Annotated in this window: 24 protein-coding genes; 12 read left to right on the forward strand and 12 right to left on the reverse strand. The window is 73.4% G+C overall.

The annotated features are described in order from the left end of the window. Positions 1–10: 10 nt before the first annotated feature. Both IE248_RS10435 and lanKC read right to left on the reverse strand, forming a co-directional pair. Entirely contained in the window at positions 11–148 is a 138-nt protein-coding gene (locus IE248_RS10435) for a SapB/AmfS family lanthipeptide (protein ID WP_030723876.1), read from the reverse strand. Beyond that, positions 145–2,781: a class III lanthionine synthetase LanKC gene (gene lanKC / locus IE248_RS10440; RefSeq protein WP_190030562.1), complete on the reverse strand. Its 2,637-nt coding sequence runs from the start codon at positions 2,779–2,781 to the stop codon at positions 145–147. The genes IE248_RS10435 and lanKC overlap by 4 nt, the downstream gene beginning before the upstream one ends. A 264-nt stretch (positions 2,782–3,045) precedes the next feature. Here lanKC and IE248_RS10445 point away from each other — a divergent pair, with 264 nt between their 5' ends. Beyond that, on the forward strand, positions 3,046–4,407 hold the full coding sequence (locus IE248_RS10445) for a diacylglycerol/lipid kinase family protein (RefSeq protein ID WP_190030563.1): 1,362 nt from the start codon (positions 3,046–3,048) through the stop codon (positions 4,405–4,407). 25 nt (positions 4,408–4,432) lie between these two features. On the opposite strand, the gene IE248_RS10450 is transcribed toward IE248_RS10445, so the two are convergent. Then, entirely contained in the window at positions 4,433–5,815 is a 1,383-nt protein-coding gene (locus IE248_RS10450) for an MFS transporter (protein WP_073798485.1), read from the reverse strand. Between the two features lie 147 nt (positions 5,816–5,962). Continuing rightward, on the reverse strand, positions 5,963–7,315 hold the full coding sequence (locus IE248_RS10455) for a helix-turn-helix domain-containing protein (protein WP_190030564.1): 1,353 nt from the start codon (positions 7,313–7,315) through the stop codon (positions 5,963–5,965). A gap of 213 nt (positions 7,316–7,528) precedes the next feature. On the opposite strand from IE248_RS10455, the gene IE248_RS10460 reads away from it, so the two are divergent. Further along, positions 7,529–8,293: a DUF4232 domain-containing protein gene (locus IE248_RS10460; protein ID WP_190030565.1), complete on the forward strand. Its 765-nt coding sequence runs from the start codon at positions 7,529–7,531 to the stop codon at positions 8,291–8,293. On the opposite strand, the gene IE248_RS10465 is transcribed toward IE248_RS10460, so the two are convergent. Further along, positions 8,288–9,700, reverse strand: coding sequence for an alpha/beta hydrolase family protein (locus tag IE248_RS10465; RefSeq protein ID WP_190030566.1), 1,413 nt, complete (start codon positions 9,698–9,700; stop codon positions 8,288–8,290). The two genes, IE248_RS10460 and IE248_RS10465, sit on opposite strands and share 6 nt — an antisense overlap. A 106-nt stretch (positions 9,701–9,806) precedes the next feature. Beyond that, complete coding sequence (locus IE248_RS10470) at positions 9,807–10,523, reverse strand: tetratricopeptide repeat protein (protein WP_190030567.1); 717 nt, start codon at positions 10,521–10,523, stop codon at positions 9,807–9,809. A gap of 296 nt (positions 10,524–10,819) precedes the next feature. Here IE248_RS10470 and IE248_RS10475 point away from each other — a divergent pair, with 296 nt between their 5' ends. Continuing rightward, positions 10,820–11,290, forward strand: coding sequence for a Dps family protein (locus IE248_RS10475; protein ID WP_100580988.1), 471 nt, complete (start codon positions 10,820–10,822; stop codon positions 11,288–11,290). Between the two features lie 27 nt (positions 11,291–11,317). On the opposite strand, the gene IE248_RS10480 is transcribed toward IE248_RS10475, so the two are convergent. Both IE248_RS10480 and IE248_RS10485 read right to left on the reverse strand, forming a co-directional pair. After that, a complete protein-coding gene (locus IE248_RS10480) occupies positions 11,318–12,106 on the reverse strand; it encodes an SDR family NAD(P)-dependent oxidoreductase (protein ID WP_190030568.1) in 789 nt (262 codons plus the stop codon). 174 nt (positions 12,107–12,280) lie between these two features. After that, a complete protein-coding gene (locus tag IE248_RS10485) occupies positions 12,281–12,682 on the reverse strand; it encodes a hypothetical protein (protein WP_229895238.1) in 402 nt (133 codons plus the stop codon). A 1-nt stretch (position 12,683) separates the two neighbouring features. On the opposite strand from IE248_RS10485, the gene IE248_RS37270 reads away from it, so the two are divergent. From IE248_RS37270 to IE248_RS10515, 7 genes are all read left to right on the forward strand, one after another. Beyond that, positions 12,684–12,848 (forward strand): hypothetical protein, encoded by a 165-nt coding sequence (locus IE248_RS37270; protein ID WP_229895239.1) that lies wholly within the window; start codon positions 12,684–12,686, stop codon positions 12,846–12,848. A 255-nt stretch (positions 12,849–13,103) separates the two neighbouring features. Next, positions 13,104–13,916 carry a thioredoxin family protein gene (locus IE248_RS38150; RefSeq protein WP_190030570.1) on the forward strand — a complete coding sequence of 271 codons (813 nt, stop codon included), beginning with the start codon at positions 13,104–13,106 and terminating at the stop codon, positions 13,914–13,916. A 47-nt stretch (positions 13,917–13,963) separates the two neighbouring features. Next, on the forward strand, positions 13,964–14,578 hold the full coding sequence (locus tag IE248_RS10495) for a hypothetical protein (protein ID WP_190030571.1): 615 nt from the start codon (positions 13,964–13,966) through the stop codon (positions 14,576–14,578). Between the two features lie 92 nt (positions 14,579–14,670). After that, a complete protein-coding gene (locus IE248_RS10500) occupies positions 14,671–15,393 on the forward strand; it encodes a response regulator transcription factor (RefSeq protein ID WP_008743769.1) in 723 nt (240 codons plus the stop codon). Continuing rightward, positions 15,390–16,814 carry a HAMP domain-containing sensor histidine kinase gene (locus tag IE248_RS10505; RefSeq protein WP_073798496.1) on the forward strand — a complete coding sequence of 475 codons (1,425 nt, stop codon included), beginning with the start codon at positions 15,390–15,392 and terminating at the stop codon, positions 16,812–16,814. Before IE248_RS10500 ends, IE248_RS10505 begins: the two co-directional genes overlap by 4 nt. A 167-nt stretch (positions 16,815–16,981) precedes the next feature. Further along, positions 16,982–17,815, forward strand: coding sequence for a CAP domain-containing protein (locus tag IE248_RS10510; protein ID WP_008743767.1), 834 nt, complete (start codon positions 16,982–16,984; stop codon positions 17,813–17,815). Between the two features lie 135 nt (positions 17,816–17,950). Beyond that, positions 17,951–19,441, forward strand: a complete 1,491-nt coding sequence (locus IE248_RS10515; protein WP_229895240.1) for a hypothetical protein — start codon at positions 17,951–17,953, stop codon at positions 19,439–19,441. A gap of 18 nt (positions 19,442–19,459) precedes the next feature. Here the strand turns inward: IE248_RS10515 and IE248_RS10520 are convergent, their stop codons facing one another. Both IE248_RS10520 and IE248_RS10525 read right to left on the reverse strand, forming a co-directional pair. Then, positions 19,460–20,122 (reverse strand): response regulator, encoded by a 663-nt coding sequence (locus IE248_RS10520; RefSeq protein WP_073798498.1) that lies wholly within the window; start codon positions 20,120–20,122, stop codon positions 19,460–19,462. Beyond that, positions 20,119–21,084: a sensor histidine kinase gene (locus tag IE248_RS10525; RefSeq protein ID WP_190030572.1), complete on the reverse strand. Its 966-nt coding sequence runs from the start codon at positions 21,082–21,084 to the stop codon at positions 20,119–20,121. The genes IE248_RS10520 and IE248_RS10525 overlap by 4 nt, the downstream gene beginning before the upstream one ends. 239 nt (positions 21,085–21,323) lie before the next feature. Here IE248_RS10525 and IE248_RS10530 point away from each other — a divergent pair, with 239 nt between their 5' ends. Continuing rightward, positions 21,324–21,809 carry a cation:proton antiporter regulatory subunit gene (locus IE248_RS10530; protein ID WP_008743763.1) on the forward strand — a complete coding sequence of 162 codons (486 nt, stop codon included), beginning with the start codon at positions 21,324–21,326 and terminating at the stop codon, positions 21,807–21,809. A 4-nt stretch (positions 21,810–21,813) separates the two neighbouring features. Continuing rightward, positions 21,814–23,055, forward strand: a complete 1,242-nt coding sequence (locus tag IE248_RS10535) for a cation:proton antiporter (protein WP_190030573.1) — start codon at positions 21,814–21,816, stop codon at positions 23,053–23,055. A gap of 17 nt (positions 23,056–23,072) precedes the next feature. Here IE248_RS10535 and IE248_RS10540 read toward each other — a convergent pair whose 3' ends face one another. Continuing rightward, complete coding sequence (locus tag IE248_RS10540) at positions 23,073–23,363, reverse strand: SHOCT domain-containing protein (RefSeq protein ID WP_073779339.1); 291 nt, start codon at positions 23,361–23,363, stop codon at positions 23,073–23,075. Between the two features lie 27 nt (positions 23,364–23,390). Then, a complete protein-coding gene (locus IE248_RS10545; RefSeq protein ID WP_190030574.1) occupies positions 23,391–23,858 on the reverse strand; it encodes a DUF6325 family protein in 468 nt (155 codons plus the stop codon). Between the last annotated feature and the right edge of the window lie 42 nt (positions 23,859–23,900).

Genomic DNA, 23,900 nt, shown 5'->3' on the forward strand with positions numbered 1-23,900 from the left:
TAGGACCTGACTAGTTACAGGTCGTGATGCTCAGGCTGCTGTCGCCGCAGAGGAGCAGGCTGGCGCGGCTGCCGCCACCGCCACCGTGCGCGGCCTCGGTGGTCTCTTCCTTCGGGGTTTCCATCGACTGCAGGTCGAGAAGCGTCATGTCTGATTCCTCTTCACTGTGGTGTTCCGATGGGACACGGCCCCCACGAGGGGGACCGGCTCTGGGGCCGCCGCGGCCGACCGCGGCGGCGGGAGGAACGGCAGCTGTGCGCGCCCGCCGGGCGCGGCGCTGCCGAGGGCGAGGAGCGCGCCGGCCGTGCCCGTGGACAAGTCCATGGACAGGCGCATCATCTGCTCGCCGGGGAAGGCCAGGAAGCCTTGGTACGGGACCGCGTGCCGGGCCAGGGCCTCCACCTGCCGGGCGATGTCCTCCGGGCCGGAGCCCGGGCCCGGGGTGGTGGTGCGCGCCAGGTGGAGGATCATTCCGGCGGCGCCGCGGAACAGGCTCGGCTGCGCGTAGAAGGTGGCCTGCGCGGCGCGGACGATCTCCGGCCGGGCCCGTTCGAAGCGCTCGTCCGGGGTGTGGGCCGGCCAGTCGTCCAGCACCATGCCGATCCCCACGCTGCCGGCCCCGAGGTAGGGCATCGTGCGCCACCCCTCGTCGACCTGGAGGGTGCCGAAGACGCTGGTCACACAGCGGTCGAGATCGCGGTGCAGGGCCCGGCCGGCCCGGAGCAGTGACTCCCGGTCGCCGGTGCGTTCGTAGAGCCGCAGGTGGAGCAGCGCGGGTCCGCTGTGACCGTGGAGCAGACCGGCCCGTTTCGAGCCGGCGGCGGCCTCGGACTCCGCGAGCAGATCGGCGCAGCGCAGGGCCGCGGCGTGCAGTGCGCTCTCGCCGGTGGCCGTGCCCAGGGAGTCCAGGGCCAGCCCGATGCCCGCGAGTCCGCCGTGCAGGTCGGGGCCGGCCGACTGCCAGGGATGGCCCAGCAGTTGTTCGGCGAGGGCGAGCGCGCGGTCGCGGTGGCCGAGCCGCTCCAGGGTCCACGCGATACCGGCGAGGCCGTCGTAGAAGCCCAGCGGCATGCCGGAGGCCGGTTCCTTCGTCCGGGCCAGCAGCCATTCCTCGGCTTCGGGCCACGGGTCGGCGCCGGTCTCGGCGAGCGCGTACAGCACACCGGCGGCCCCGTAGCCGAAACCGGTGCCGCCGCCGGCGTTCGCGAACTGGGCGGTGTCCCCGGGGAAGAGGCGGTCGTCGCGGTCGAAGGTGGCGCTGGCCCTGATCGCCGCCGTCATCGAGGCGCGGGCCGCCTCCCAGTCGCCCGGCTCGACCGGCAGATAGGGGCGGCGGGGCACCACCGCGGGTGGGGCGCCCTCCGCCCCGGCGAGTATCTCCCGTACCGCCTCGTCGAGGAACTCGCGGGGTACGGGAAACTGCTCGGCGGCGATGTCGGCCAGGTGCGCGGCCTTGCCCCGGTCCAGCACCAGCAGGCTGGTCAGCGGCAGGAACAGGGCCAGGCGCAGGCAGGCCAGGGCGTACCGGTCGACGGCGACGCCGCGCCGGTCCGCCGGGGCGACGAACGCCGGGTTGGCGACGGTCTGGCGCAGCCCCTCGTCGACGTGCGCGGCGGCCTCGAAGTCGAGGAGCGACACCGACGGCTCGCCGGTCTCCTCGTCCTCCGCGACCATGATGTTGAACAGGTGCAGGTCGTTGAAGACGATGCCGCGGGCGTGCACCGCCTCCACGGCCTCCGTCACCCGCCGGTGGATCTCCAGCGCCCACCGCGTGTACTCCGCGAGCTCCGCGGGGTCGGGGTCCGCCTCGATCAGCGGGTGCCGGCGGGCGAAGTAGGTGTTGAGGGGTTTGCCCTCCAAGTACCGCATCACCAGGAAGTGGTGGTCCCCGACGGTGAAGGTGCCGTGCACCGCGGGCACGCAGTCCAGCCCGGCCAGCTGCTCCAGGGCCCGGCGTTCGCGGTCCAGCCGGGTCACGGCGTCCGCCCCGTCGGCCGCGAGCCCCGCGAAGGGGCGCGCTTCCTTGAGGACGACCGGCTCGCCGGTGCGGACGTCACGGCCGGCGTAGACGCCGCCCCCGTTGGAGAAGTGCAGGGCCCGCTCGACGGTGTAGGGCAGGCCTTCGAGGGTGACGGCCGCCCGCTCGGCCAGGTGGGGCGCCAGGAAGGCGGGTAACTCGACCCATTCCGGCGTCTGGAACACCGGCCCCCGCGGGTCCGGAACCAGCCGGCCGTCCGGGGCCTCGATCGCGGGAACGAGCTCGCCGCGGTCGTCGTAGCAGTGCCGCAGCGTGAAACTGCCGTACCGCAGGTGCACGGGACCGCCGTTCCAGCGCAGGTCGCTCAGGATGTACGGGCCGGGCTCGCCGGCCAGCAGCGCGTCGAGCTCCTCGGCGATGCGCCCGCACTGCTCCTCGTCCGCCGGGTAGACGGTGAGGAACTTGCCGCTCGCGGCGCGGTCCGCGTACTTCGCGTTGCGCAGGTGCAACAGGTACCGGCTCGGAACGAACTTGAAGGCGATCCGCCGCTCCACGCAGTACCGGTAGACCCGTTCGAGGACCGACTCGGCGTTGTCGAGGCAGGCCGAGACATGGATCTTCCAGCCCTGCGAGGGCAGTCGGGCGTCCAGGGGGCGCAGCGCCAGCCAGTCCCCGCTGCGGTGCGTCTGCCACCCCGCCGGTACGGGGGCGAGCGCGGCCGGGTAGTTCTCCTCGGCCCGCCGGTACGGCGCGTCGTAGAACCAGCGGTCGGCGTCGCAGAAGGCCGCGTACCCCTTGTTCACTCCTGCTCCCTTGGTCGGTGACGTGCTCACGCTGTCACGCGGCCCGAGGGCCGCGACAGTCACGGCTGTCACTTCCGGGGTGTGCAGTACGCACGAGTCACAACGGGTCGCCCATGCTCTCGATCGGCGCGATCGCCGCGACCGGGCGGAAACAAACCGGGCCCGGACCGCCGGGTCCCGCGGGCCGGGTGGGGGTGGCGCTCGTAGGCTGAAGAGGGTGTACGGCTCCTGTCCGGCAGCCGGTGGGCCGCGGGAAGGTGAGGCATGGGAAGGCGCTGGGCCGCACGTCTGTCACTGGCCGCGGGCGTGGCGGCGCTGCTGGTGCTGGTGGTCTTCGGCGGGCTCGTCAGCCTCGTGCTCATGGGCGTGGGCTGGGCGGGGCTGGCGCTCTCGGCTGCGGGCGTGTGGTGGATGCTCACCCATACCGGCCGGATCCGGGTGCTGGCCGTGCTGCTGCTGGTGGCCGTGCCGCTCGCCGTGCTCGCCCTGTACGCCGCCGCAGGGCTGCTGTGGGTCGTGCTGGTCTCGCTCGGCCTGTGGGCGCTGGCCGTCTTCGCGGGCCGGGCCGCGCTGGTCGAGGACGCCCCGCCGGCCATGCCCGAGCACCCCGCCCGCAGGCCCGAGCGGCCGTTCCTGATCATGAACCCGCGCTCGGGAGGCGGGAAGGTCACCAAGTTCCGGCTCGCCGAGCGGGCCAGGGCCCTGGGGGCCGAGGTCGTCGTACTGGATCCGGACCGGCCGCAGGACGTGGCCCAGCTGGCGCGGGAGGCCGTCCGGCGCGGCGCCGACCTGCTCGGCGTCGCGGGCGGTGACGGGACCCAGGCCCTGGTCGCCGGGGTGGCCGTGGCGCACGACCTGCCCTTCGTGGTGATCAGCGCCGGCACCCGCAACCACTTCGCCCTGGACCTGGGCCTGGACCGCAAGAACCCCGCCCGGTGCCTGGAGGCGCTGACCGACGGCGTCGAACTGCGCGTCGACCTCGGATACCTCCGGGCGGGGGGTCCTGAGGAGCCCGAGGAGCCGGCGGAGCCCGGTACGGAGGTCGTCTTCGTCAACAGTGCCTCGTTCGGCGTGTACGCGGAGGTGGTGCAGAGCCCCGCCTACCGCGACGACAAGGTCCGCACCATCCTGGAGATGCTGCCCGACCTGCTGGCCCAGGAGAGCGGCGCGCGGCTGAGCGTGCGTGGCGACGGGCCGGTCCTGGAGGCCCCCCAGGCCGTCCTGGTGAGCAACAACCCCTATCAGCGGGGCGACTCGGCGGGACTCGGGCGCCGGGAGCGGCTGGACACCGGCGAGCTGGGGGTGCTGGGCGTCCACGTCGGCAGCGCCGCCGAGGCGGCGGAGCTCCTGCTGCGCGGCGGGCAGCAGGGCCGCGGGCTGACCGAGACCACCGCCCGGGAGGTCGTCGTCGACGCCGACGCCCCCGTCATCCCGGTCGGTGTCGACGGGGAGGCCCTGACGCTGCCCACTCCGGTCCGCTGCCGCCTCGCGCCCGGCGCCCTGCGCGTCCGCGTGCCCCGGCACCGGCCGGGCGTACGGCTGGGCGCGCCGCCGATGGACTGGCGCCGGGTGCGGCGGCTGGCGCTGACCATGGGCCGGGCCGCTGCGGGCCGCGGTCCCGCCTGACCGGGCGAGAGCGGGGGAGGGGCGGTCACCGCGCCGGAGTCCGCGGCAGGAGCAGCGCGGCCGCGAGCCCGACGAGCCCGATCACGGCCAGCGCGATCATCGCGGCGGCGTAGGCGCCGGTGGAGAGGCCTGCGACGAGGATGGTGCCCGCGACCGCCGTGCCGAGGGAGGAACCGAGGTTCGACACGCTGCGGGAGAGCCCGGAGATCTCGCCCTGCTGCTCTTCGGGGAAGCTCGACTGGACGACGTTGACCGAGGGGGTCAGCATCACGCCGAGACCCAGTCCGATCAGCAGGAGGCCGGGCGTGAGCGCCCACGGGTTCGGGGAGCTGCCGGCCAGCGCGATCAGGACGACGATGCCGGCGAGGGTGGCGAGGAAACCCGTCACGATCAGGGTCCGCTGGGGCCACCGCTGGGCGAGGCGTTCGGCGGCGAGCGAGGACACGAGCAGGCCGAGCGTGGCGGCGGTGAAGATGACACCGGTCTGGACGGCGTCGTAGCCGCGTACGACCTGGAGGTAGGCCGCCACGGTGAACGAGGACCCCATCAGCAGCAGCCACTGGACGTTCTGCGTGACCAGGCCCAGGTTGGACGTCCGGTCCCGGAACAGGGCCGTGGACAGCAGCGGTTCCTTGCCCGCCCGCTCCTTGGCCCGCACGGAGCGGAAGAACCCGAGGAGCACGAGGGCGCCCAGGGCGAGCAGGGCGAGGGTGAGCCACAGGCTGTCGTCGGCCGCGAGGATGCCCATGACGACGAGGATCAGGCCGGCGGCGGAGAGGACCGCGCCCGTGGTGTCGAAGGAGCGGGTCGGATCGGGCGGGAGCGGATCCTCCAGGCGGCGGCTCAGCAGGATGATCACGGCGATGACCAGGGCCTGGAAGACGAAGGCGGCCCGCCAGCTCAGCGCCGAGGTGATCAGCCCGCCGATGAGCGGCCCGGCGGCCGCGCCGATGCCGCCCAGCGCCATGATGACGCCGAAGGCCCGGGCCCGGGAGGCGAGGTCCGTGAAGATCAGCGTCGTGAGGATGTAGACGGGCGGGATGAGCAGGGCCGTCCCGATGCCCTCCAGGATCGAGTTCCCGAGGATCAGTACGCCCAGGCCCGGGGCGGCGGCGCTCAGCAGCGCGCCGATGCCGTAGACGACGAGGCCGACCAGGAGGCAGCGCTTGCGGCCGTAGCGGTCGGTCAGTTTGCCGCCGGGGATCATCAGCGCGGCCATGACCAGCAGGAAGATCGTGATGGCTGTCTGTACTCCCTGGACGGTCGTGTCCAGGTCCTCGCTGATGTCGTTGATCATCACGTTCATGTTGGAGCCGGCGAAGCTGCAGATGAACTGCGCGAGCGCCAGCGGCGCGAGGACCCGCCGTTGCGCGCCGGACGGCCGGCGCGGGGTTCGGGTGTCGGACACCGGTGTCGCCTCCGCATCTCGGGCCGCCGGGCCTGCTGCGCGGCGGTTCGTACGCGGTGCCGCCCTTGGCGGTACGCACCCACGCTCACAGCGTGCGCCGTGCCGGGGCGGGGCGCACGCCGAGTGCTCCGCAGGCGTCCGGAACGGTCAGCTCGTCGTACCGGCCTTGACCCAGCCGTCGCCGCCGAGGGGGAACTCGTAGCCCGGGCGACCGCCCAGTCCGCTGGTACGGAAGGGCTTGCCGTTGTGGTCGATCGTGAGGGTGCCGTGGCGGGAGCCGCTGGACCAGGACAGCTCCAGGTACCAGCTCACGTCGTACTTGGAGGCGTCGGCCTTGACGTAGAACACCTCCGGTTCGGACTCGCTGACCTTGAACGGGAAGTCCGGCTGGTCGGGCGCGGGCACGACGGCCGGGCGCGCGGCGTCGAGGGCCACGGTGAACGACCGGGTCGGTACGCCGGCGCCGCAGCCGACACCCGGGTAGCCCATGGCGTAGTCGTTCCAGGCGAGGGGCGCGTGCTTGCCGACCGTACGGACGGTCAGGCCGTCCAGGACCACCGTCTCCTTGCCGGAGCCCTGGAGGGTGAGCGTGACGTACTGCTCACCCGCGGAGACGGCCCGGGACGCCGCCACCCAGGCGGGCGCGTCCCGTTCCAGGGGCGGCGGGCCCACCTCGGACGGGGGCTTCTCGATCAGGTAGTGCTGGCCGCAGGGCGACTCCCAGGTGTACGGCTGGGCGGTCACCCTCACCGGGCTCCCGGACACGGCGCCGTCGCCGGCGGGGGCCCCGGGCGCGGACCCCGACCCCGGCGTGGGCCCGGATCCGGACCCGGACGGGGCCGGGGGTGCGGAGGTGCCGGCCCCGGCGGGCGCGGAGGCCGACGGGGAGGGCGCCGAGGGCGCGGGGGAGGCCGTCCGGCCGTCCGCTCGCTTCCCCGCGCCGGGTGCGGGGGACGCGGCCGCGGCGGGCCGGTCGCGGACGTCGGCGTCCCGTGACGTGAGGTGCGCGGTGAGGGCTACGGCCCCGATCGTCCCGGCCACGACGACCGCCGCGATCCCGGCGAGAGCGGCCGCGCGCGGACGGCGCCGCCGCTCCGCCGCGGCCGCCGCGGGCGCGGTGTCGGCGGGCGCGGACTCCTGCGTCGCACCCGGCCCGCTCTCCTGCGGAGATGGCGACGGCGGAGACGACGGCGGTGTCGGGGCGGCGGCGGCCCGTGCCGGGCCCTCCGCTTCACCGGCGCCCCGGCGCGGGCGGTTCGTGTCCGCCAGCACCCAGTTCCGGTGCAGTTCGAGGAGTTCCTCGGGCGAGGCCTTGCAGAGGCGGGCGAACCGCTCGACCGGTGCGTACTCCGTCGGGACGACATCGCCCGTGCAGTAGCGGTGCAGGGTCGACGTACTCATGTGGAGCCGTTTGGCGAGCGTTCCGTAGCTGAGGCCGGACCGGTCCTTCAACTCCCGCAGCAGCCGGGCGAACCCGGACCCGGCAGTGTCCTCCGGCACCGATCCTCCTACCCCCGTGTCCCGTCCGGCGTCCCAGGAACGGGTTGTTCCAGCAGCTCAGAGCCCGTTTCGGCGTCCCACCGTCCCTGACTGCCCCCGGCGGGTGGCGGCTGGGACGGATCACCGCACAGGCTGGGGCCATCCAAGCACACCGCTCACGGCGACCGGTCCTGACCGTCCGCCGCGGCCACGTCACATGAGGGGTCCTCAGTCATGTCCGCCTTCCGCAGCACCCCGCCCACGAGCACCTCCCGCGCCACCCTTCCCCGCGCCGGCCGCCGGCTCGGCGGCGCGGCCGCACTCGCCCTCGCGGCCCTCGCCCTGACCGCGTGCCAGGACGGCAAGGGCCTCCAGGACGAGGGGGCCGCGACCTTCTCGGACTCCGCCGTCGCCACTCCCTCGGCGACGGCCACCCCGGGGGCCGGCTCCGGATCGGCCTCCGGATCGGCCTCCGGCTCGGCCACGAAGACCGGTTCCGCCACGAAGTCCGGCGGGGCGAAGGCGACCGGCGGCGACGCGAAGGGCTCCTCCGACCCCTCCGCCGAGGGCGACCGCGTCACCTGCAACGGGTCCAACACCGCCGTCACCGTCCAGGCGGTCTCCCGTCCGCTCAACCACATGCTGATCACGGTGAAGAACACCGGCAAGAAGAACTGCGACCTCACGTACTACCCCGTGCTCCGCTTCGACGAGATGCAGTGGGCGCCGGCCGCGCGGAAGGACACCCAGCCCCAGGCCGTGGTCACCCTCGCACCCGGCCAGTCCGGCTACGCGGGGGCCCTGCTGTCGGCGGCCGACGGCAGCGGCGAGGGCGGGGTGACCGGACACCGGCTCACGATCGCCTTCCAGGGCCGGACGCCCCACAGCGACGGCGGCGCGTCCGCCGTCCCGTCGCTGCCGGCGGCGGGCGTCTACTACGACAGCTCCTTGACGGTCACCTACTGGCAGCAGAGCGCCTCGGACGCACTCGGTTCATGAGCCGCCGCCCGGCAGGGTCTCCTGGAGCCAGTCGAAGACGACCTCGCAGTGCAGCTGCGGGGCCATGGGGGAGCAGTGGAGCTGGGCGCCCTGGGCCGCGGTCAGCTTCAGGTAGTCCTTGGGCGAGGTGAGCGCGTCGTACAACTGGCGCGGCTGGCCGGGGTAGAACTGCTCGTCCTCGTAGTCCAGGACGAGGGTGGGCGCCTTGATCCGGCTGACGACGGAGGCGATCGAGAGTGCCTGGATACGGGTGGCGGGGGTGTAGAAGTCGGTGAAGAGCTTGCCCTGCCGGGCCTGGAGCATCGCCGGGATGGAGAAGGGCTCGAAGCGCTTCTTCAGCACGGCGGCGGCCTCCGGCGGCAGTTCGGGAACGACCTTCGTGTTCCAGATGTCGTTCGTCTCCTCCTTGCTGGGGGTGAGGATCTCCCGGATCTCGGGCGGGAAGCCCAGCCAGGGCTCGACGCAGCCGGGCATGGCCACCAGCGCGGCGATCCGGCTCTCGAAGGCCGCCGCCCTCGGCGCGAGGTCACCCGCCATGCTCAGACCGGTCAGGGCGATCCTGTCCTGGTCCACGTCCGGGCGGGCGGACAGCCAGTCGACGAGGGGGCTGACGACCTTCTCCCAGGTGGGGGTGAACACCACCCGGTCGACGAAGAGCAGCTGCCCCTGCCCCGGACCGTCGTAGACGAGCGCGTTCCAGCCGCGTTCGAGCGCGGCGGGGACCCCGTAGGTCCACATGTCGACGTTCTGGCCGTCGCTGCCGTTGGTCAGGATCACGGTGGGCCGGGGCGTGTTCGACGTGTCGGGCCGGAAGAACCACACCGGCAACGGCGTCGTGCCGTACGGGACGGCGGCCTTGACCGGGGCGGGCTCGCACAGGTCGCAGAAGGCGTCCCAGGCGTCCCGTCCCGCCTTGTACAGCTGCTCCTCGCTGCCCGGGTCCTTGGAACCGAGGACGAAGAACAGCGCCTGGCCGTAGTACTGGGCGGCGCGCAGCGCCCGGAACCGTTTGGTCTGGGCGTCGGCCGGTGAGCCCGGCGGCGGCCCCAGGAGCTGGTCGCCGAGCTTGCGGAAGGTCTCGACGTACGTCTGCGCGGAGAGGCCGGCCCCGTTGATCGCGTTCACGGCGGTGAGGACCTCGCCGACCTCGGCGGCGCCGGCGCCGGAGGCCCCGAGCGCGAGGAGGCCGTTGAAGTTGTACCCCGGGTCCTTGAAGAGCGTCATCGCACCGGGGGTGGGGCCGGTCGCGGACGCGAGGCCGGAGGGAGCGGAGCCGCTGGGGGTGGGCGCCGGGGCGCCGGGGGTGCCTCCGGGAGCGCAGCCGGCGGCGAGTGCCGCCCCGGCGCCGGCGACGAGCAGGGCGCGGCGGGTGGGACCGGACTCCCGGTCGCCTGATATGTACGTCATATCAGTGGAACGTAGCCCTGGTCCGGTACACCCACATTCCGACCTGCTCCGAACGGCTTACGGCTCTTACGGCCTACGGCTTGTGGCTTGCCGTCGGCGGCGGCGGTCAGTAGCGGGGCTCGTCCGGTGGGCGGGGGTGGAGCCGGTCGCGCTCCCGGCCGGAGCGGTCCGCGTCCCCGGCGGCGCGGATGTGGCTCAGGTGCCACCGGCTCTGCTGGGTCATCAGCGAGCCGAGCGGGTGGGCCGCGGTGGCCGGGTTCGCCAGACACAGCTCGTAGCAGCGGGCCGCCGGGTCGGGCGCCGCGAAGTCGGTCCGGTATAGCTCGGCGCTGCGGAACTGGGCGTACGGGTGGCCGAGTTCCGCGGCGGCGGCGAACAGCTCCAGGGCGTGCGCCACGGGAGCCCCGGTGAGCGGCAGCAGCCGTTCCAGGTACATCTCGCCGAGCGCCAGCATGGCCTCCGGCTCGCCGAGCCGGGCGGCCTCGCGGTACCAGTGCGCGGCGTCCGCGTAGGAGGCGGTGATGCCGGCCGGCGGGCAGCCGTCGTAGGAGAGCCGGCCGAGGTAGTGGGCGGCCCGCCGGGAGGTGCCGGCGCTGCCGCGCAGCCAGGGCGCCGCCGCGGCGTACTCGCCCCGGGAGAACAGGACGTGCCCGAGGAGTTCGGCCGCCTCGGTGTGACCGGCGCGGGCCGCGGGTTCGAGGAAGAACGCGGCGGCCTCCCGGTGCCGCGGATCCTGCCAGCAGTGGAGCCCGATCCGGTGGAACTCCTCCGCCGTGGTGGGCTCCCGCCCGTCCACGGTGAAGTCGACGCCGTTCCACCTCACCCCGTCCCGCCCCCGTCCCCGCGGCGCGCGCCGCTCCGTACCCGTGGTCCCCGCCGCCGGTTCGCGGGCCCGACCCCGTTTACCGTACGCGGCAGCGGCCACATGCGGTCCATGACCGAACCGGAGAAGAGGGCCCCCGACCGGCCTTCCGCGCCGGCGAAGCGGCCTCGTGCGGTGGCCGCGCGGCTCGACTGGACGGGCAGGCGAACGTTTTGTCCGGGACCCTCAGGGTAGGCGCCGTTTCGTCCGCAGTCATCCAGTCGAACAATCAAGCAACACCGAGGAATGGAGACGTCGTGTCCGTCGTCAAGAACGCCCTCCCGGAAGCCGACCTGAAGGTCGTCGGCGAAGCGCTCCAGGGCGCTCTGGTGGACCTGGTGGACCTGGGCCTCGTCGCCAAGCAGGTCCACTGGAACGTGGTCGGCCCCCGCTTCCGGTCCGTGCACCTCCAGCTGGACGAGGTCGTCACCTCGGCGCGCACCCACTCCGACGTGGTCGCCGAACGCGCCTCCGCCCTCGGGATCACCCCGGACGGCCGGGCCGCGACGGTGGCGTCGTCGAGCGCGATCAGCGGGGTGCCGGAGGGCTGGGTGAAGGACGTGGACGCGGTACGCATCCTCGTCGACGGCCTCAGCGCGGTGATCACCCGCATGCGCGAACGCATCCATGCCACCGCGGACCCCGACCCGGTCACCCAGGACATCCTCATCGCGGTGACCGGCGACCTCGAAAAGCACCACTGGATGTTCGCCGCCGAGAGCGCCTGAGCGGGCGCCGGGGGTGGGCGCGGGCGGCTACGGGAGGATGGAGTCCACGTAGCCGCCGTCCACTCGCAGGGCGCCGCCCGTGGTCGCGGAGGCGAAGGGGGAGGACAGGTAGACCACCATGTGGGCGATCTCCTCCGGCTCGATCAGCCGCTGGAGCAGCGACTGGGGGCGGTGCGTGCGCATGAACGCGCGTTGCGCCTCGTCCCACGGCAGGTCCCGGTCGACCAGTTCGTAGACGAAGTCCTCGACGCCGCGGGTGTGCGTCGGGCCGGCGATGACGGAGTTCACGGTCACGCCCGTGCCCGCGGCCTCCTTGGCGAAGCCCCGGGACACGGCGAGCAGGGCCGTCTTGGACATCCCGTAATGGATCATCTCGGCGGGGACGGCCACCGCCGAGTCGCTGGCGATGTTCTGGACGCGGCCCCAGGAGCGCTCCATCATGCCCGGGAGGTACCGCCGGATCATCCGGACGGCGGTGAGCACGTTCGTGTCGAAGTAGCGGCGCCATTCGTCGTCTTCGATCTCCAGCGCCTTCGCCGGTCCGAAGACCCCGAGGCTGTTGACGAGGATGTCGGTCCGGGGGACCGCCTCGAAGACGGACCGCGCGCCCTCGTCCGTCGTGATGTCGCCGGGCGCCGCGACGAACTCGCCGCCCGACGCGCGGAGGCGGGCCAGCGCCTCCTCCACGGATGCGCGGCTGCGGCCGTTGACGGCCACCCGGGCGCCCGCGGCGGCCAGGCCGGCGGCGATGGCCGCGCCGATCCCCTGTGTGGAGCCGGTGACCAGGGCCGTCCTGCCGGAGAGGTCGATGAGCACGCGATACCCGCCTCGTCTGCCGCCGCGCGGCCCGTCGGGTCCGCCGTCCTCGTCACGGGTTCCCCGTATCGGCGGATTCCTCACCTTCCGCCCGGGAGACGGCCCTCACCGCGGCTGCCCTTGCCGGGCCCGGCTCCGTCACTATGGGGGCGTGCACCGCTTCCGCTTCCCGCGCTACCTGCTCATATGGGTGTCCTGTACGGCCGCCAGCGTGACCGCCGTCATGGCCACCGTCGACTTCGTGGCGGGCTCGACACGGCCGAAACCGCCGGTCGCGCGGTCGGCGCCGACCGTGTTCCTCTCACCCAGTGCCTCGGCTTCTCCTTCGGCTTCCGTTTCCGGTTCCGGCTCGCCCTCCGCTTCCGCGAGCCCTTCCGCGTCGCCCTCGGCCTCCAGCCCGCAGGTCTCCACTCCCGCGGCCGCCTCCCGCCCGCCTTCGCGGGCGCCCGGCCCCCTCCCCTCACCGGCCGGCACACCCCGTACCACCCCGGTCCAGGGCTGCGGGGGCGGCGGGGCAGGGTCGCACACCGTCCCGTCGACGGGCGGCAAGGCGACCGTGCGGTACGGGAGCGACAAGGTGTGCCTGATCTCCGCGGTCCCGGCGCTCGGGTTCAAGGTGAGCACCGCCCAGAACGCGGACCACACGCTCACCGTCACGTTCACCGGCAGCGGTCACACCTCGCAGATCACGGCGACGATCGTGCCGTCGGCGCGGGCCGCCGTCCGCGAGACCTCCTTCTGACCTCCGACCCCTGTCCTCTGAGCGCGGCCCCAGGGCCCCGGCCAACCGAGTTGTCCGGGTTCCGTGCCGCTTCGGCGAAGCGGAGCCTGAGCGCTTCCTTAACGGCACCTCAAGATCGTGCCCAATGGCTTTCGGCCACCCCGGGCCGCCCTAAGCTCGCGGTCACCGACGGGCGGGCGGCGGCCGGACGCCCCGCCGCCCGGGCCGTTTCGGCCACCGGTGTCCGAACCCGTACGTCCCAGGGGTGGCCTCACCATGTCTTCTCGCGCTCACCGCTCAGCCCGCCACGGCCGCCGCTCCCGGCGCGGCCTGCGGATACCCGTCATCGCCGCGGGGGTGGCGACCGTGGCCGCCCTCGGCGCCGCCTGGGCGGGTACGCAGGCGCTGCGGTCGCCGGGCTCGACCGCCGCCTCGGCCTCCGCTACCGCCTCCGCTTCCGTTGAAGCGCAGTCGCGGACCGAGCTGGCGCCCGGCACCGTCTTCGTCCCGCCCGCCGACCCCTCCTCCGCCCCGGCGACGCCCTCCGCGTCCGCCCCGGCCCCGGCCCCGCCCGCCGAGGCGCGGGGTTCCGCCGGCGCGAGCCCCTCCCCGGCCGGCTCGAAGCCGGGGCCCGTCGCGGCGGCCCCCGCCGCCAAGCGGGAGCCGGCGGCCTCCGCCCCGAAGACCACGGCCAAGGCCGCCTTCGCCCCCGGCTACGACTCCGCGGCCGACGGGCAGCAGGCCCTCGACGCCGCGCTGCGCGCCGCGGCGGCCGACGGGAAGCAGGTCCTGCTCGACTTCGGCGCCAACTGGTGCGGCAACTGCAAGGCGGCGGACAAGGTGTTCGGCCAGCCGGCGACGAACGCGCTCCTCAACGACTCCTATCACCTCGTCAAGATCGACATCGGCAGCCAGAACTCGGCGAACTTCTCGATCCTGCGCAAGTACTCCTCGGGCGGCGGCAGTTACAAGATGCCGGTACTGATCGTGCTCAGCCCGCCCGGGACGGTCCGCACCGACACCCACCAGAGCGGCAACCCCGCGCTGACGGCGGACGGACTGGGCTCCTTCCTGCGCCAGTGGTCGTGACGCCCGCCCCCGCCCGACTCCCCGCCCCACGGAAGGACCGGACCGCCATGGCCCGCACCACGACCCGCACCCGCACCAGCACCAGCACTCGCACCCGTGCCGCGTTCGCCCCGCGCGGCGGGAGGCTGGCCGGTGCGGCCCTCGCGCTGTTCGTCACGGCCGGGCTGACCTCGTGCTCCGCCGCGAAGGCGGAGCAGAGCGCCCCGGCGGTCACCCGCTTCACGCAGAACGGGGTGACGGTGACGCTCGCGGTCGCCGGCTGGAAGGACGACAAGGGCAGCCTGAAGGCCACCTTCACCCCGACCGAGGCGGGTTACCACCTCTACAGCACCGATCTGCCGGCCGACGGCGTCGAAGGGGTGGGCCGGCCCACCTCGGTCACGGTCGCCGGGGGCCTCTCGGCGGACGGGCCGGCCTCGGTCGACGCCGAGGTGCTGCGGATCAACCTGCCCGGCGTCGAGAGCAAGGTCCCGGTGTACCCGGACGGCCCGGTCACGCTCACCCTGCCCGTCCGCGCCGAGGGCGAGGGCGGCGCGAGCACCGGCACCGCGAAGGCCCTCATCAGTTACGCGAGCTGCAACGCGGAGGAAGGCTGCAACATCCCGGTGCTGGACCGTCCGGTCATTCTCAACGTCACCGGAAAAACCCTGACTTTCCCGTGACCGACATCCACTGGAATGCCGGAAAAGGCCCTGGGGAATGACGCCGGACTCGTCGGTTCCGGTCAATTGCGCCGCTGGATATGGTGTCCCGCATGCCCCGTGTACTCGTCGTCGAGGACGACCCCCGAATTCGCGCGTTCCTGATCGAGATCCTGACGGAGCACGGATTCGCCGTACACAACTCCGGCGACGGATTCGGCGCTTTGCGGGAAATCACCCGGATGTCGTTCGACGCCGTCGTGCTCGACCTCGGACTTCCGGACCTGGACGGAGCCGATGCGCTCCGCATGATCAGAGGACTCTCCCCGGTGCCCGTCGTGGTGGCCACCGCCCGGGACGACGAGGCGGAAATCATCCGGCTGCTGAACGCGGGAGCCGACGACTACCTCGTCAAACCGTTCTCGGGCGGCCAGCTCGTCGCCCGGCTGTCCGCGGTGCTGCGCCGCACGGCCGGCTCGCACACCCCGGAACCGGGCGGCGGCCCCTGGTCCGCGGCGCCCGCCGATCTGATGCGCCCGGTCTCCGTCGGCCGGCTGACCGTGGACCCCGGGGCGCGGACGGCCGTCCTCGAAGGCCGTGAACTCCGCTTCACCCGAAGGGAATTCGACCTCCTCGCGTTCCTCGCCCACCACGCCGGACAGGTCGTGTCCAAGCGCCGGCTCCTGAGCGAGGTGTGGCGCGAACCCTACGTGGACGACCAGACGGTCGACGTGCACCTGTCGGCCCTGCGCCGCAAGCTCGGGGAGAGCGCCGCCGCGCCCCGCTACCTGCGTACGGTCCGGGGCGTCGGCATCAAGCTGGTGGAGCCCCGTTGAGGCGGTCCCTGGCGGGCGTGGCCCTCGCCGTCACCTCGATGGTCGCCCTCTCCTTCCTGATACCGCTCGCCGTCCTGGTCATGTCGCTGGCCAGGGAACAGAGCATCACGGCGGCCGAACAGCCCGCCGCCGCCATGGCCCCCATCCTGACCCTCACCACCGACCCCGACGACCTGCGCGAATCCATGGCGGGCCTGGACCGGGCGGAACACCTGGCGATCCACCTGCCCGACTCCCGCCCCATCGGCACCAGCCACGCGCCGGCCGATCTGCTGGAGCGGGCCAAGCGGGGCCGGGAGTCCATCTCGCAGGACGTGCCCGGCGGCGGCTGGATCTACCTCCAGCCGGTCGTGCTCCCGCAGGACCGGGTCGCCGTCGTCGAGAACTACGTGCCCGAGTCGGACCTGACCCGGGGCGTCGCCGCCTCGTGGACGGTCATGGTGGTCCTGGCGATCGGGCTGCTCATCGGATCGGTGCTCGTCGCCGACCGCCTCGGCGCGAAGGTCGTCCGGTCCTCGAAGCAACTCGCGCAGGCCTCGTACGTACTGGGGGAGGGCAACCTCAGCACCCGGGTCGTCCCGATGGGCCCGAGCGAACTGCGGGACGCCGGCGTCGCCTTCAACGCCATGGCCGACCGGATGACGGAGCTGCTCGCCATCGAGCGCGAACTCGTCGCGGACCTCTCGCACCGGCTGCGGACCCCGCTGACGGCCCTGCACCTCGCCACCGAACGCATGGGTGCGAGCCCGGAATCGGGCAGGGTCGAGGCCGCGGTCGGCGCGCTGGAGGCAGAACTCCAGGCGATCATCACCGCCGCCCGCACCCCGCTGGCGATGGGGCCGATGGGACGCGCCCTGCGCGACGCGGGATCGCCGTCGCCCTCGCCGTCGGGGCCGTCCTCCCCGTCGTCCGCCGCCCCGGATCAGACACCCGGCGAGCGGTGCGAGGCGGGCGAGGTGATCCGCCGCCGGGCGGGATTCTGGGCCGTGCTGGCCGCACAGCAGGACCGGAGCTGCACCCTGGACATCGCCGAGGAGGCCACCACCGTCGACCTCGCGCACGACGACATCGCCGCCGTAGTCGACGCGCTGGTCGGCAACGTCTTCCGGTACACCGCGGACGGCACGGCCTTCGCCATCGCCGTGGACCGCACCGCGCAGGCCGTGGAACTACGGGTGGAGGACGCGGGTCCCGGCATTCCGGATCCGGACGCGGCGCTGGCGCGCGGGAGCAGCACCAGCTCCACGGGGCTCGGGCTGGACATCGTACGGCGGGCGGCCTCGGCGACCGGGGGTACCGTGCACATCGCGCGGGCCGCGCTGGGGGGCGCCTCGGTACGGGTCACCTTCGGGCTCTCCACGGACATCGCGCGGAGCACCCTGCGGGGGCGCCGCCGGCGCGGCGGCAAGCGGCGAGTCTGAGCGGTTCCTTAACAGTACCTGCGGGCTCCCTGAGGGCTCCCTTCAGAGACGGTCCGGCGGCCGGTGCGCCTCGTACAGTCACATCCAGCCGCCCGTTCCGGCGCGGCACCCCTCCTCGTAGCGCGGCCCGGCCTGCGAGTCACCCGTCCCAACGGAGGCCCCCCGCCATGCAGACCCCCCACCCCCGCATACCCGCCGGCCACCGCGCCGCGCGCCACCCGCGGACCCGGCGCGTGGTCCTGACCGCCCTCGGGACCCTCGCCGCCGGCGCCGTGGGCGTGCTCGCGGTGAACGTCGCCGCCGCGCCCTCGGGGAAGTCCCGCGCGGCCGACTTCGTCTCCCCGGCGACGGACGGCCGCGCGAACGGGGCCGCCACCGGGACGGCCACGCCGAGCGAGCAGCCGTCGGAGTCCGCCTCGCCCTCCGCTTCGGGCGAGCCGAGCCCCGGCACCTCCTCCGCGTCGGCCTCCGCCTCCGCACCGGCCCCGGCCTCCGCGAGCGCCACCGCTTCCGCGCCGGGCGACCCGGTCGCCAAGGCGGCCGCCCCCGCCGCGCCCCCCAAGCCCAAGCCGGCGGCCACGACGAAGAAGCCCGCGCCCCCGGCCCCGGTCGGCGCCCCGGCCGGTGAGGCCGCCGAGGTCATCAGGCTGGTGAACATCGAGCGCGGTCAGGCGGGCTGCGGAGCGCTGACGGCGAACGCCAGGCTCACTCAGGCGGCCCAGTCCTACACCGAGGTGATGGCGCGGTCCGGGGAGCTCTCCCACACCGGACCGGACGGCTCCACCATGTCGGGACGCATCAGCGCGACCGGCTACAAGTGGTCGGCGACGGGCGAGAACATCGCCAAGGGGCAGGCGGACGCGGCCGCGGTCGTCGACGCCTGGATGAAGAGCCCCGGGCACCGGGCGAACATCCTCAACTGCAACTTCACCGAGATAGGCGTCGGCGTCCAGAAGGCCGGCGGCCCCTGGTGGACCCAGGACTTCGCCCGCCCCCAGTGAGCGCGGCCCGACGGTAGTCACACCGCCGGGGTCCGGAAGGACTGACTGGTCCCGGCGCGGGGTACTCCCTCGGGCAACCGACGTCGGGGGGCGCTGATGGGCCGGGCATTGCGGATCGGGATACCCGTCATTCTGGTGGGTCTGTTTCTCTGGTGGGCCTCGTACTTCACCACGATCGTGGCCTGGGAGCTGCGCAAGATCTTCGCCTGGCTGGCGGCGCCACTGCTGGCGGCCCTCCTGGCGGTACTGGTGTGGCTGGTGCTGCGGTTGATCAGGGGCAAGGGGCGCGGCCGGTTCGCCGGGCGGCTGCCGGTGGCGGCCCTCGGCTGGCTGGGCGGGCTGCTCGGGCTCGGCCTCGCGGTCGGCTGGCTGGTGTACGGGGCGTACCTCCAGGACCGGGCGTACATGGGCAACGTGCGGATCGTGTCCGAGCCGGTGCCCGAACTGTCCGCCCGCGCGCCGTACCTGGTCGGAAAGGCGCAGGCCGCCCCGCACCTGGGCGATGTCACCGGTGAGATCTCCGACATCACCTATCTGCCGGACTCGGACCGGTTCGCCACCCTGGTCGAACGGCGGGGCTGGCTGGCCGGGTACGAGGTCGGCCTCGTGCAGGACATCCCGCTCGGCGGCAGCAGCCGCAGCCAGCAGCGCTGTTCCTTCGACCTGGACACGGCGGACGCCCGGATCGGCGGCTGGTTCAACCACAACCTCGGCCGCAAGATCTCGGCGCACAAGCGCTGGGTGCGCTTCGAGGCCAGCGACGCCTACGTGACCTGCTCGGGCGACACCCCGATCGTGGTCGTCCCCCTCAAACGCCAGACCGGGATCCTGGTCGTGACCGAACGGCCCGCCGGAGTCGCGCTCTACGACGGGCGGACGGGGAAGCTCACCATCACCACCGATACCGCCGCGGTGCCCGGGCCGTCCTATCCGCTCAGTCTCGCGGGCCGGCAGCGCGAGGGCACGGCAGCGATCGGCAGCTTCAGCGACTGGTGGTTCGAACGCAGCGGCTGGGACGCCTCCGAGGACGGCGCCAACGCGGGCAACGAGTCGGAGTTCACGCTCCAGTACCACGACGGCAGCGGCCGCGGCGCGTACGTCACCCCGCTCACCCCGCAGGGGGAGGCCAGTTCGGTCGTCGCCGTGTCCACCGTGCCGACCCGGCAGGAGGGCGGCGCGCTCGCCCCGATCACCGTCCACCGGCTCGATCCGACGTGGTCCTCGCCGAAGTCCCTCGTCGCGCTGATCAAGGCCGAGTACCGGGACGTCTGTTGCTACAACGACGACCAGGTGTTCGAGGTCGTGCCCACCGGCGGCAGCACCTGGACGGCGACGGTCGGCAGCGACCAGAACCTCCGGTACCGGGTGGAGGGCCGCGGCCTGCCGGACGGCCGCGAGGCGAGCTGCCTGAAGACCGCCGACGGAGTGCTCATCCGGTGTGCGTACGCGGCGCCCGGCTCGCCGGAGGAGAAGGAACTCAAACGCCGGGAAGAGGAGAAACAGAAGGCCGCGGGCACGCCGAAACCCGGCGAGGCCGGTGACCTGACGGCGTACACCCCCGAGCAACTCGCCGAACTGCAAAGGCGGGTGTCCGAGGAGGTCGTCCGGCGGCTGAAGGGAAGCTAGGCCCCGCGGCGCCGCGGGTCAGGGCTCGATCAGACCGACCCGGATCGCGTAGCGGGTCAGTTCGAGGCGGTCGCGCAGGCCGAGCTTCTGGAGGAGGTTGGCCCGGTGGCGTTCGACGGTCTTGGCGCTGATGACGAGGAAGTCGCCGATCTCCTTCGAGGTGTGGCCCTCGGCGACGAGTTTGAGTATCTCCTCCTCGCGCTCGGTGATGGGCCGGGCGGGCAGCGCCCCGCCCGTCCGCGCGCGGTCCAGGTAGGTGCGGATCAGGGTGGTCTCGGCGCCCGGGTAGATGAACGGCTCGTCGCGCAGGGCGGCGCGGCAGGCCTCGACGAGGTCGCGGTCGGCGACCGACTTGGGGACGTAGCCGCTCGCTCCGGCCTTGAGGGCCTCGAAGAAGTACTGCTCGTTGTCGTACATGGTCAGCATCAGGATCCGCAGGCCCGGCCGCAGCCGGGAGAGCTCCCGGGCCGCCTGCAGCCCGGTCTGGCGGGGCATCGCGATGTCGAGGATGGCCAGATCGAGGCCGGGATCCCGGCGGGCGAGGGCGACCGCGTCGGCGCCGTCGGCGGCCTCGGCCACCACGGACAGGTCCGGTTCGGCGTCGAGGATGAGACGTACGCCGCTGCGGACGAGCGCGTGGTCGTCCGCGAGCAGTACGCGTGCCGGGGCGGGTGGTCTCATCGCGCGGTTCCTCCGGTCCGGTCCGCGGTGACGTTGAGGCACACCCGCGTGCCGCGGCCGCCGGGCCCGGCGCCGACGAGCAGTTCGGCGCCGATCAGCAGGGCGCGCTCCCGCATGCCCTGGATCCCGGCGCCCTCCGGCGCGGCCCCGATCCCGCCGCCGTCGTCGCTCACCACGAGCCCCACGCCGGCGCCGCCCGGCAGCGGCATCAGGTGGACCTCGACCCGGCCGGCGCCGGAGTGGCGGGCCGCGTTGGTCAGGCTCTCCTGCGCGACGCGGTAGAGGACGAGCTCGGCGGCCGGTTCCAGCGCGGGCAGCCCGGGGGTGATGTGGGCGGTCACCCCGAGGCGGGTGGTGGTGAACTCGGAGGCCAGGGCGCGGACCGCGCTGTGCAGACCGAGTTCCTCCAGCACGCCGGGGCGCAGCCGGCGGGCGATGCGGCGGATCTCGTCCAGGCTGGCGCGGGTGGTCTCCTGCGCCTGGTGCAGCTCGGCCCGTACGGGTTCGGGGACCCGGTCGGCGGCGTGCTTGAGCTGGAGCAGCACGGCGGTGAGCGTCTGGCCGATCTCGTCGTGGAGCTCCCGGGCGATCCGACGGCGTTCGGCTTCGAGCGCGGACAGCACCCGGCCGCTGCTGGTGGCCCGCTCCGCTTCGAGGCGGTCGAGCATGGTGTTGAACGTGGCGGTGAGCCCGGCGATCTCGCCCTGGCCGGTGACCGCGGGCCGGGCGTCGGGCCTCAGGAGGTCGGCGGTGGCCATGGCCCGGTTCAGGCGCGCGAGCGGCGCGAGGCCGATCCGCAATAGCACCGCGTTCGCGACGAGCATGGCGCCGAGTCCGCCGAGCAGGACGAGGGCCTCGCCGAGCAGGATGGGCGTGGAGACCGTGACCGGGCCGAGCAGCAGTGCCACCGCGACGACGAGCACGACCGCGTTCAGCAGGAAGATGCGCCCGTACAGCGACATGGCCCCACGTCCTTTCCCGAGCCGTCGCCCGCCGCGCCGCCGGTCCCCCTCGGTCATCTGCCGCGAGCCCGCATCCTCGGCGCGCATACGGTCTGACCTGCGGAGGAACCTACTTCCCCGCTCCATCCTCACCGCCCGCGACCCTTCCTGTCCATCCGTGCCGACACCCATATTCCGGACACGCCGAACGTGGCACCATGGCCCCCGCCGCACCGCACGAAGAACGAGGGGGATGGGCCGTGCCCGCACCACGGACACGTACGACACCACTGCCGGGCATCGGCGTCCAGTACGACCTCACCACCCGGGAAAGACGCCACCTGTCGGTCATCGCGCACCGGGACGGCTCCCGCACCGTGAACCTGTACCGGGCCGACGACCCCGATGCCTGCGCCCAGTCGCTGCACCTGACCGGGGCGGAGGCGGCCTCGCTGATCGACGCGCTGATGCCCGCCCACCACAGCCCGAACCTCCTGCACACCACCGACCTCGGCCTCGTCGCCGAGCGGATCGAGCTGTCGGCGTACTCGTACTGGAACGGCCGGGTGCTGGGGGAGACCCGGATGCGCACCGAGACCGGGGTCTCCGTGGTCGCCGTACTGCGCCGCGCGGAGGCCCGCCCGTCCCCGGCTCCGGACTTCCGGCTGGCCGGCGGGGACACCCTCATCGTCATCGGCACCCGCGAGGGCGTGGACGCCGCCGCCGCGATACTCGGGCGGGAGTGAGCGGATGCACTCTGCCGTCTTCCTCATCGAGTTCGGGGCGATCATCCTGGGCCTCGGCCTGCTGGGCCGGGTCGCGGGCCGCCTCAAGTTCTCACCGATACCCCTCTACCTCCTCGCCGGACTCGCCTTCGGCACCGGCGGCCTGCTCCCGCTCGGCGCGAGCGAGGAGTTCGTCGCGATCGGCGCCGAGATCGGCGTCATCCTGCTGCTGTTGATGCTCGGCCTGGAGTACACGGCCACCGATCTCGTCTCCAACCTCAAGACCCAGTACCCCGCCGGGCTCGTCGACTTCACCCTCAACGCCCTGCCCGGCGCCGCCGCCGCGCTGCTGATGGGGTGGGGGCCGGTGGCCGCCGTGGTGCTGGCCGGGGTCACCTGGATCTCCTCCTCCGGCGTCATCGCCAAGGTCATGGGCGACCTCGGCCGCGTCGGCAACCGCGAGACCCCGGTCATCCTCAGCATCCTGGTCCTCGAAGACCTGGCCATGGCCGTCTACCTGCCCATCATCACCGCGCTGCTCGCCGGGGTGAGCCTGGCCGCCGGCAGCCTCACGCTCGCCATCGCGCTCTTCGTCGCCGGGGCCGTGCTCTTCGTCGCCGTCCGGTACGGGCGCGTGATCTCCCGCTTCGTCTCCAGCGACGACCCCGAGAAGCTGCTGCTGGTCGTCCTCGGGCTGACCCTGCTCGTCGCGGGCATCGCCCAGCAGCTCCAGGTCTCGGCGGCCGTCGGCGCCTTCCTCGTCGGCATCGCGCTCTCCGGGGAGGTCGCCGAGGGCACGCACACCCTGCTGAGCCCGCTGCGGGACCTGTTCGCGGCCGTGTTCTTCGTCTTCTTCGGCCTGCACACCGACCCGGCCAGCATCCCGCCGGTCCTGCTGCCGGCCCTGGCGCTGGCCGTCGTCACCGCCGGTACGAAGATCGCCACCGGGTACTGGGCCGCCCGGCGCGCCGGGATCGGCGTGAAGGGCCGCTGGCGGGCGGGCGGAACCCTCGTCGCGCGCGGGGAGTTCTCCATCGTCATCGCGGGCCTCGCCGTCACCGCCGGAATCGAACCGGCCCTGGGTCCGCTGGCCACCGCGTACGTACTGATCCTCGTGATCGTCGGCCCGCTGACCGCCCGCTACACCCAGCCCCTGGCGGCATGGACCGCGACCCGCCTCGCGGCCCGGCGCATGCCGACCCGTGTTCCGGCGGCGCCGCCGGAACACGAGTCCGTTCCCACGCAGCCGGCGTCGGACCGAGGCTGACCCGAGCGCCGGGGCCGCTATCCGAGGAGGCGGCGCTTCTGCTCCGCGAACTCCTCCTCGGTCAGCACGCCCTGCTCCTTGAGGGTGCTCAGCTGCTTCAGCTGCTCGATCTTGGCGGTCATGTCGTCGGCCAGCGGCGCGGCGGCGGCCGGGGGAGCCGCGGCGGGCGGGGGAGCGGCCGCCTCCTGCTGTTCGGCCTCCTGCTGCGCCCACCGGCCGCTCTGGCGTCGGGACACGCGGTTGGACACCGCGGTGGCGGTGCCGGCGATGACGGCGGTGCGGGCGACCCCGCGAAGAAGTCCGGGCATGATGCTCATCTCCAGGCTGAGTGGGCCTCACTCGTCGGGGGGCAGGTCCTCCAGGGCGTCCAGCGAGGCCAGCAGGGCCTGGACGGGAATGCGTCCGGCCGCCACGAGCTGAGCTCCGCCGCGGCGCAGGGCCCGGGCGAAGGGCGCCGCCCAGGTGTTCTCGTACACGATGATCCCGGCCGAGCTCCCGGCTTCCAGGGCGGCGGCGGCCTCCTGGATGTCGTCGTGGTCGAGCAGGCCGGAGGAAGCGCCCTCGAAGACGGTGAGGTCGACCTCGCCGCCGCCGAAGTCCTGGAGCTCCACCGCCGTCACCGTGCCGTCCACTTCCTTGCGGACGAAGGCGAAGTCGAAGATGCGGATGATGCCCCGGTCGACGAGATCGACGAGAAGGGGGAAGCCCTCGCCGGTCATGCGGTTGCCCGGGAACTCGACGACGATGTAGTCGACGGGGCCCAGGTCCTCGACGCCGGTTCGGTCCTCGGCCTCGCTGCTCATGGCCGCTCCTGTCGGAGAAGGGGGGGGAAGGTCTTTTTCATT

Origin of the sequence: Streptomyces goshikiensis (genome assembly GCF_014650555.1) — a bacterium.
In the GTDB taxonomy this organism is placed as follows: domain Bacteria; phylum Actinomycetota; class Actinomycetes; order Streptomycetales; family Streptomycetaceae; genus Streptomyces; species Streptomyces goshikiensis.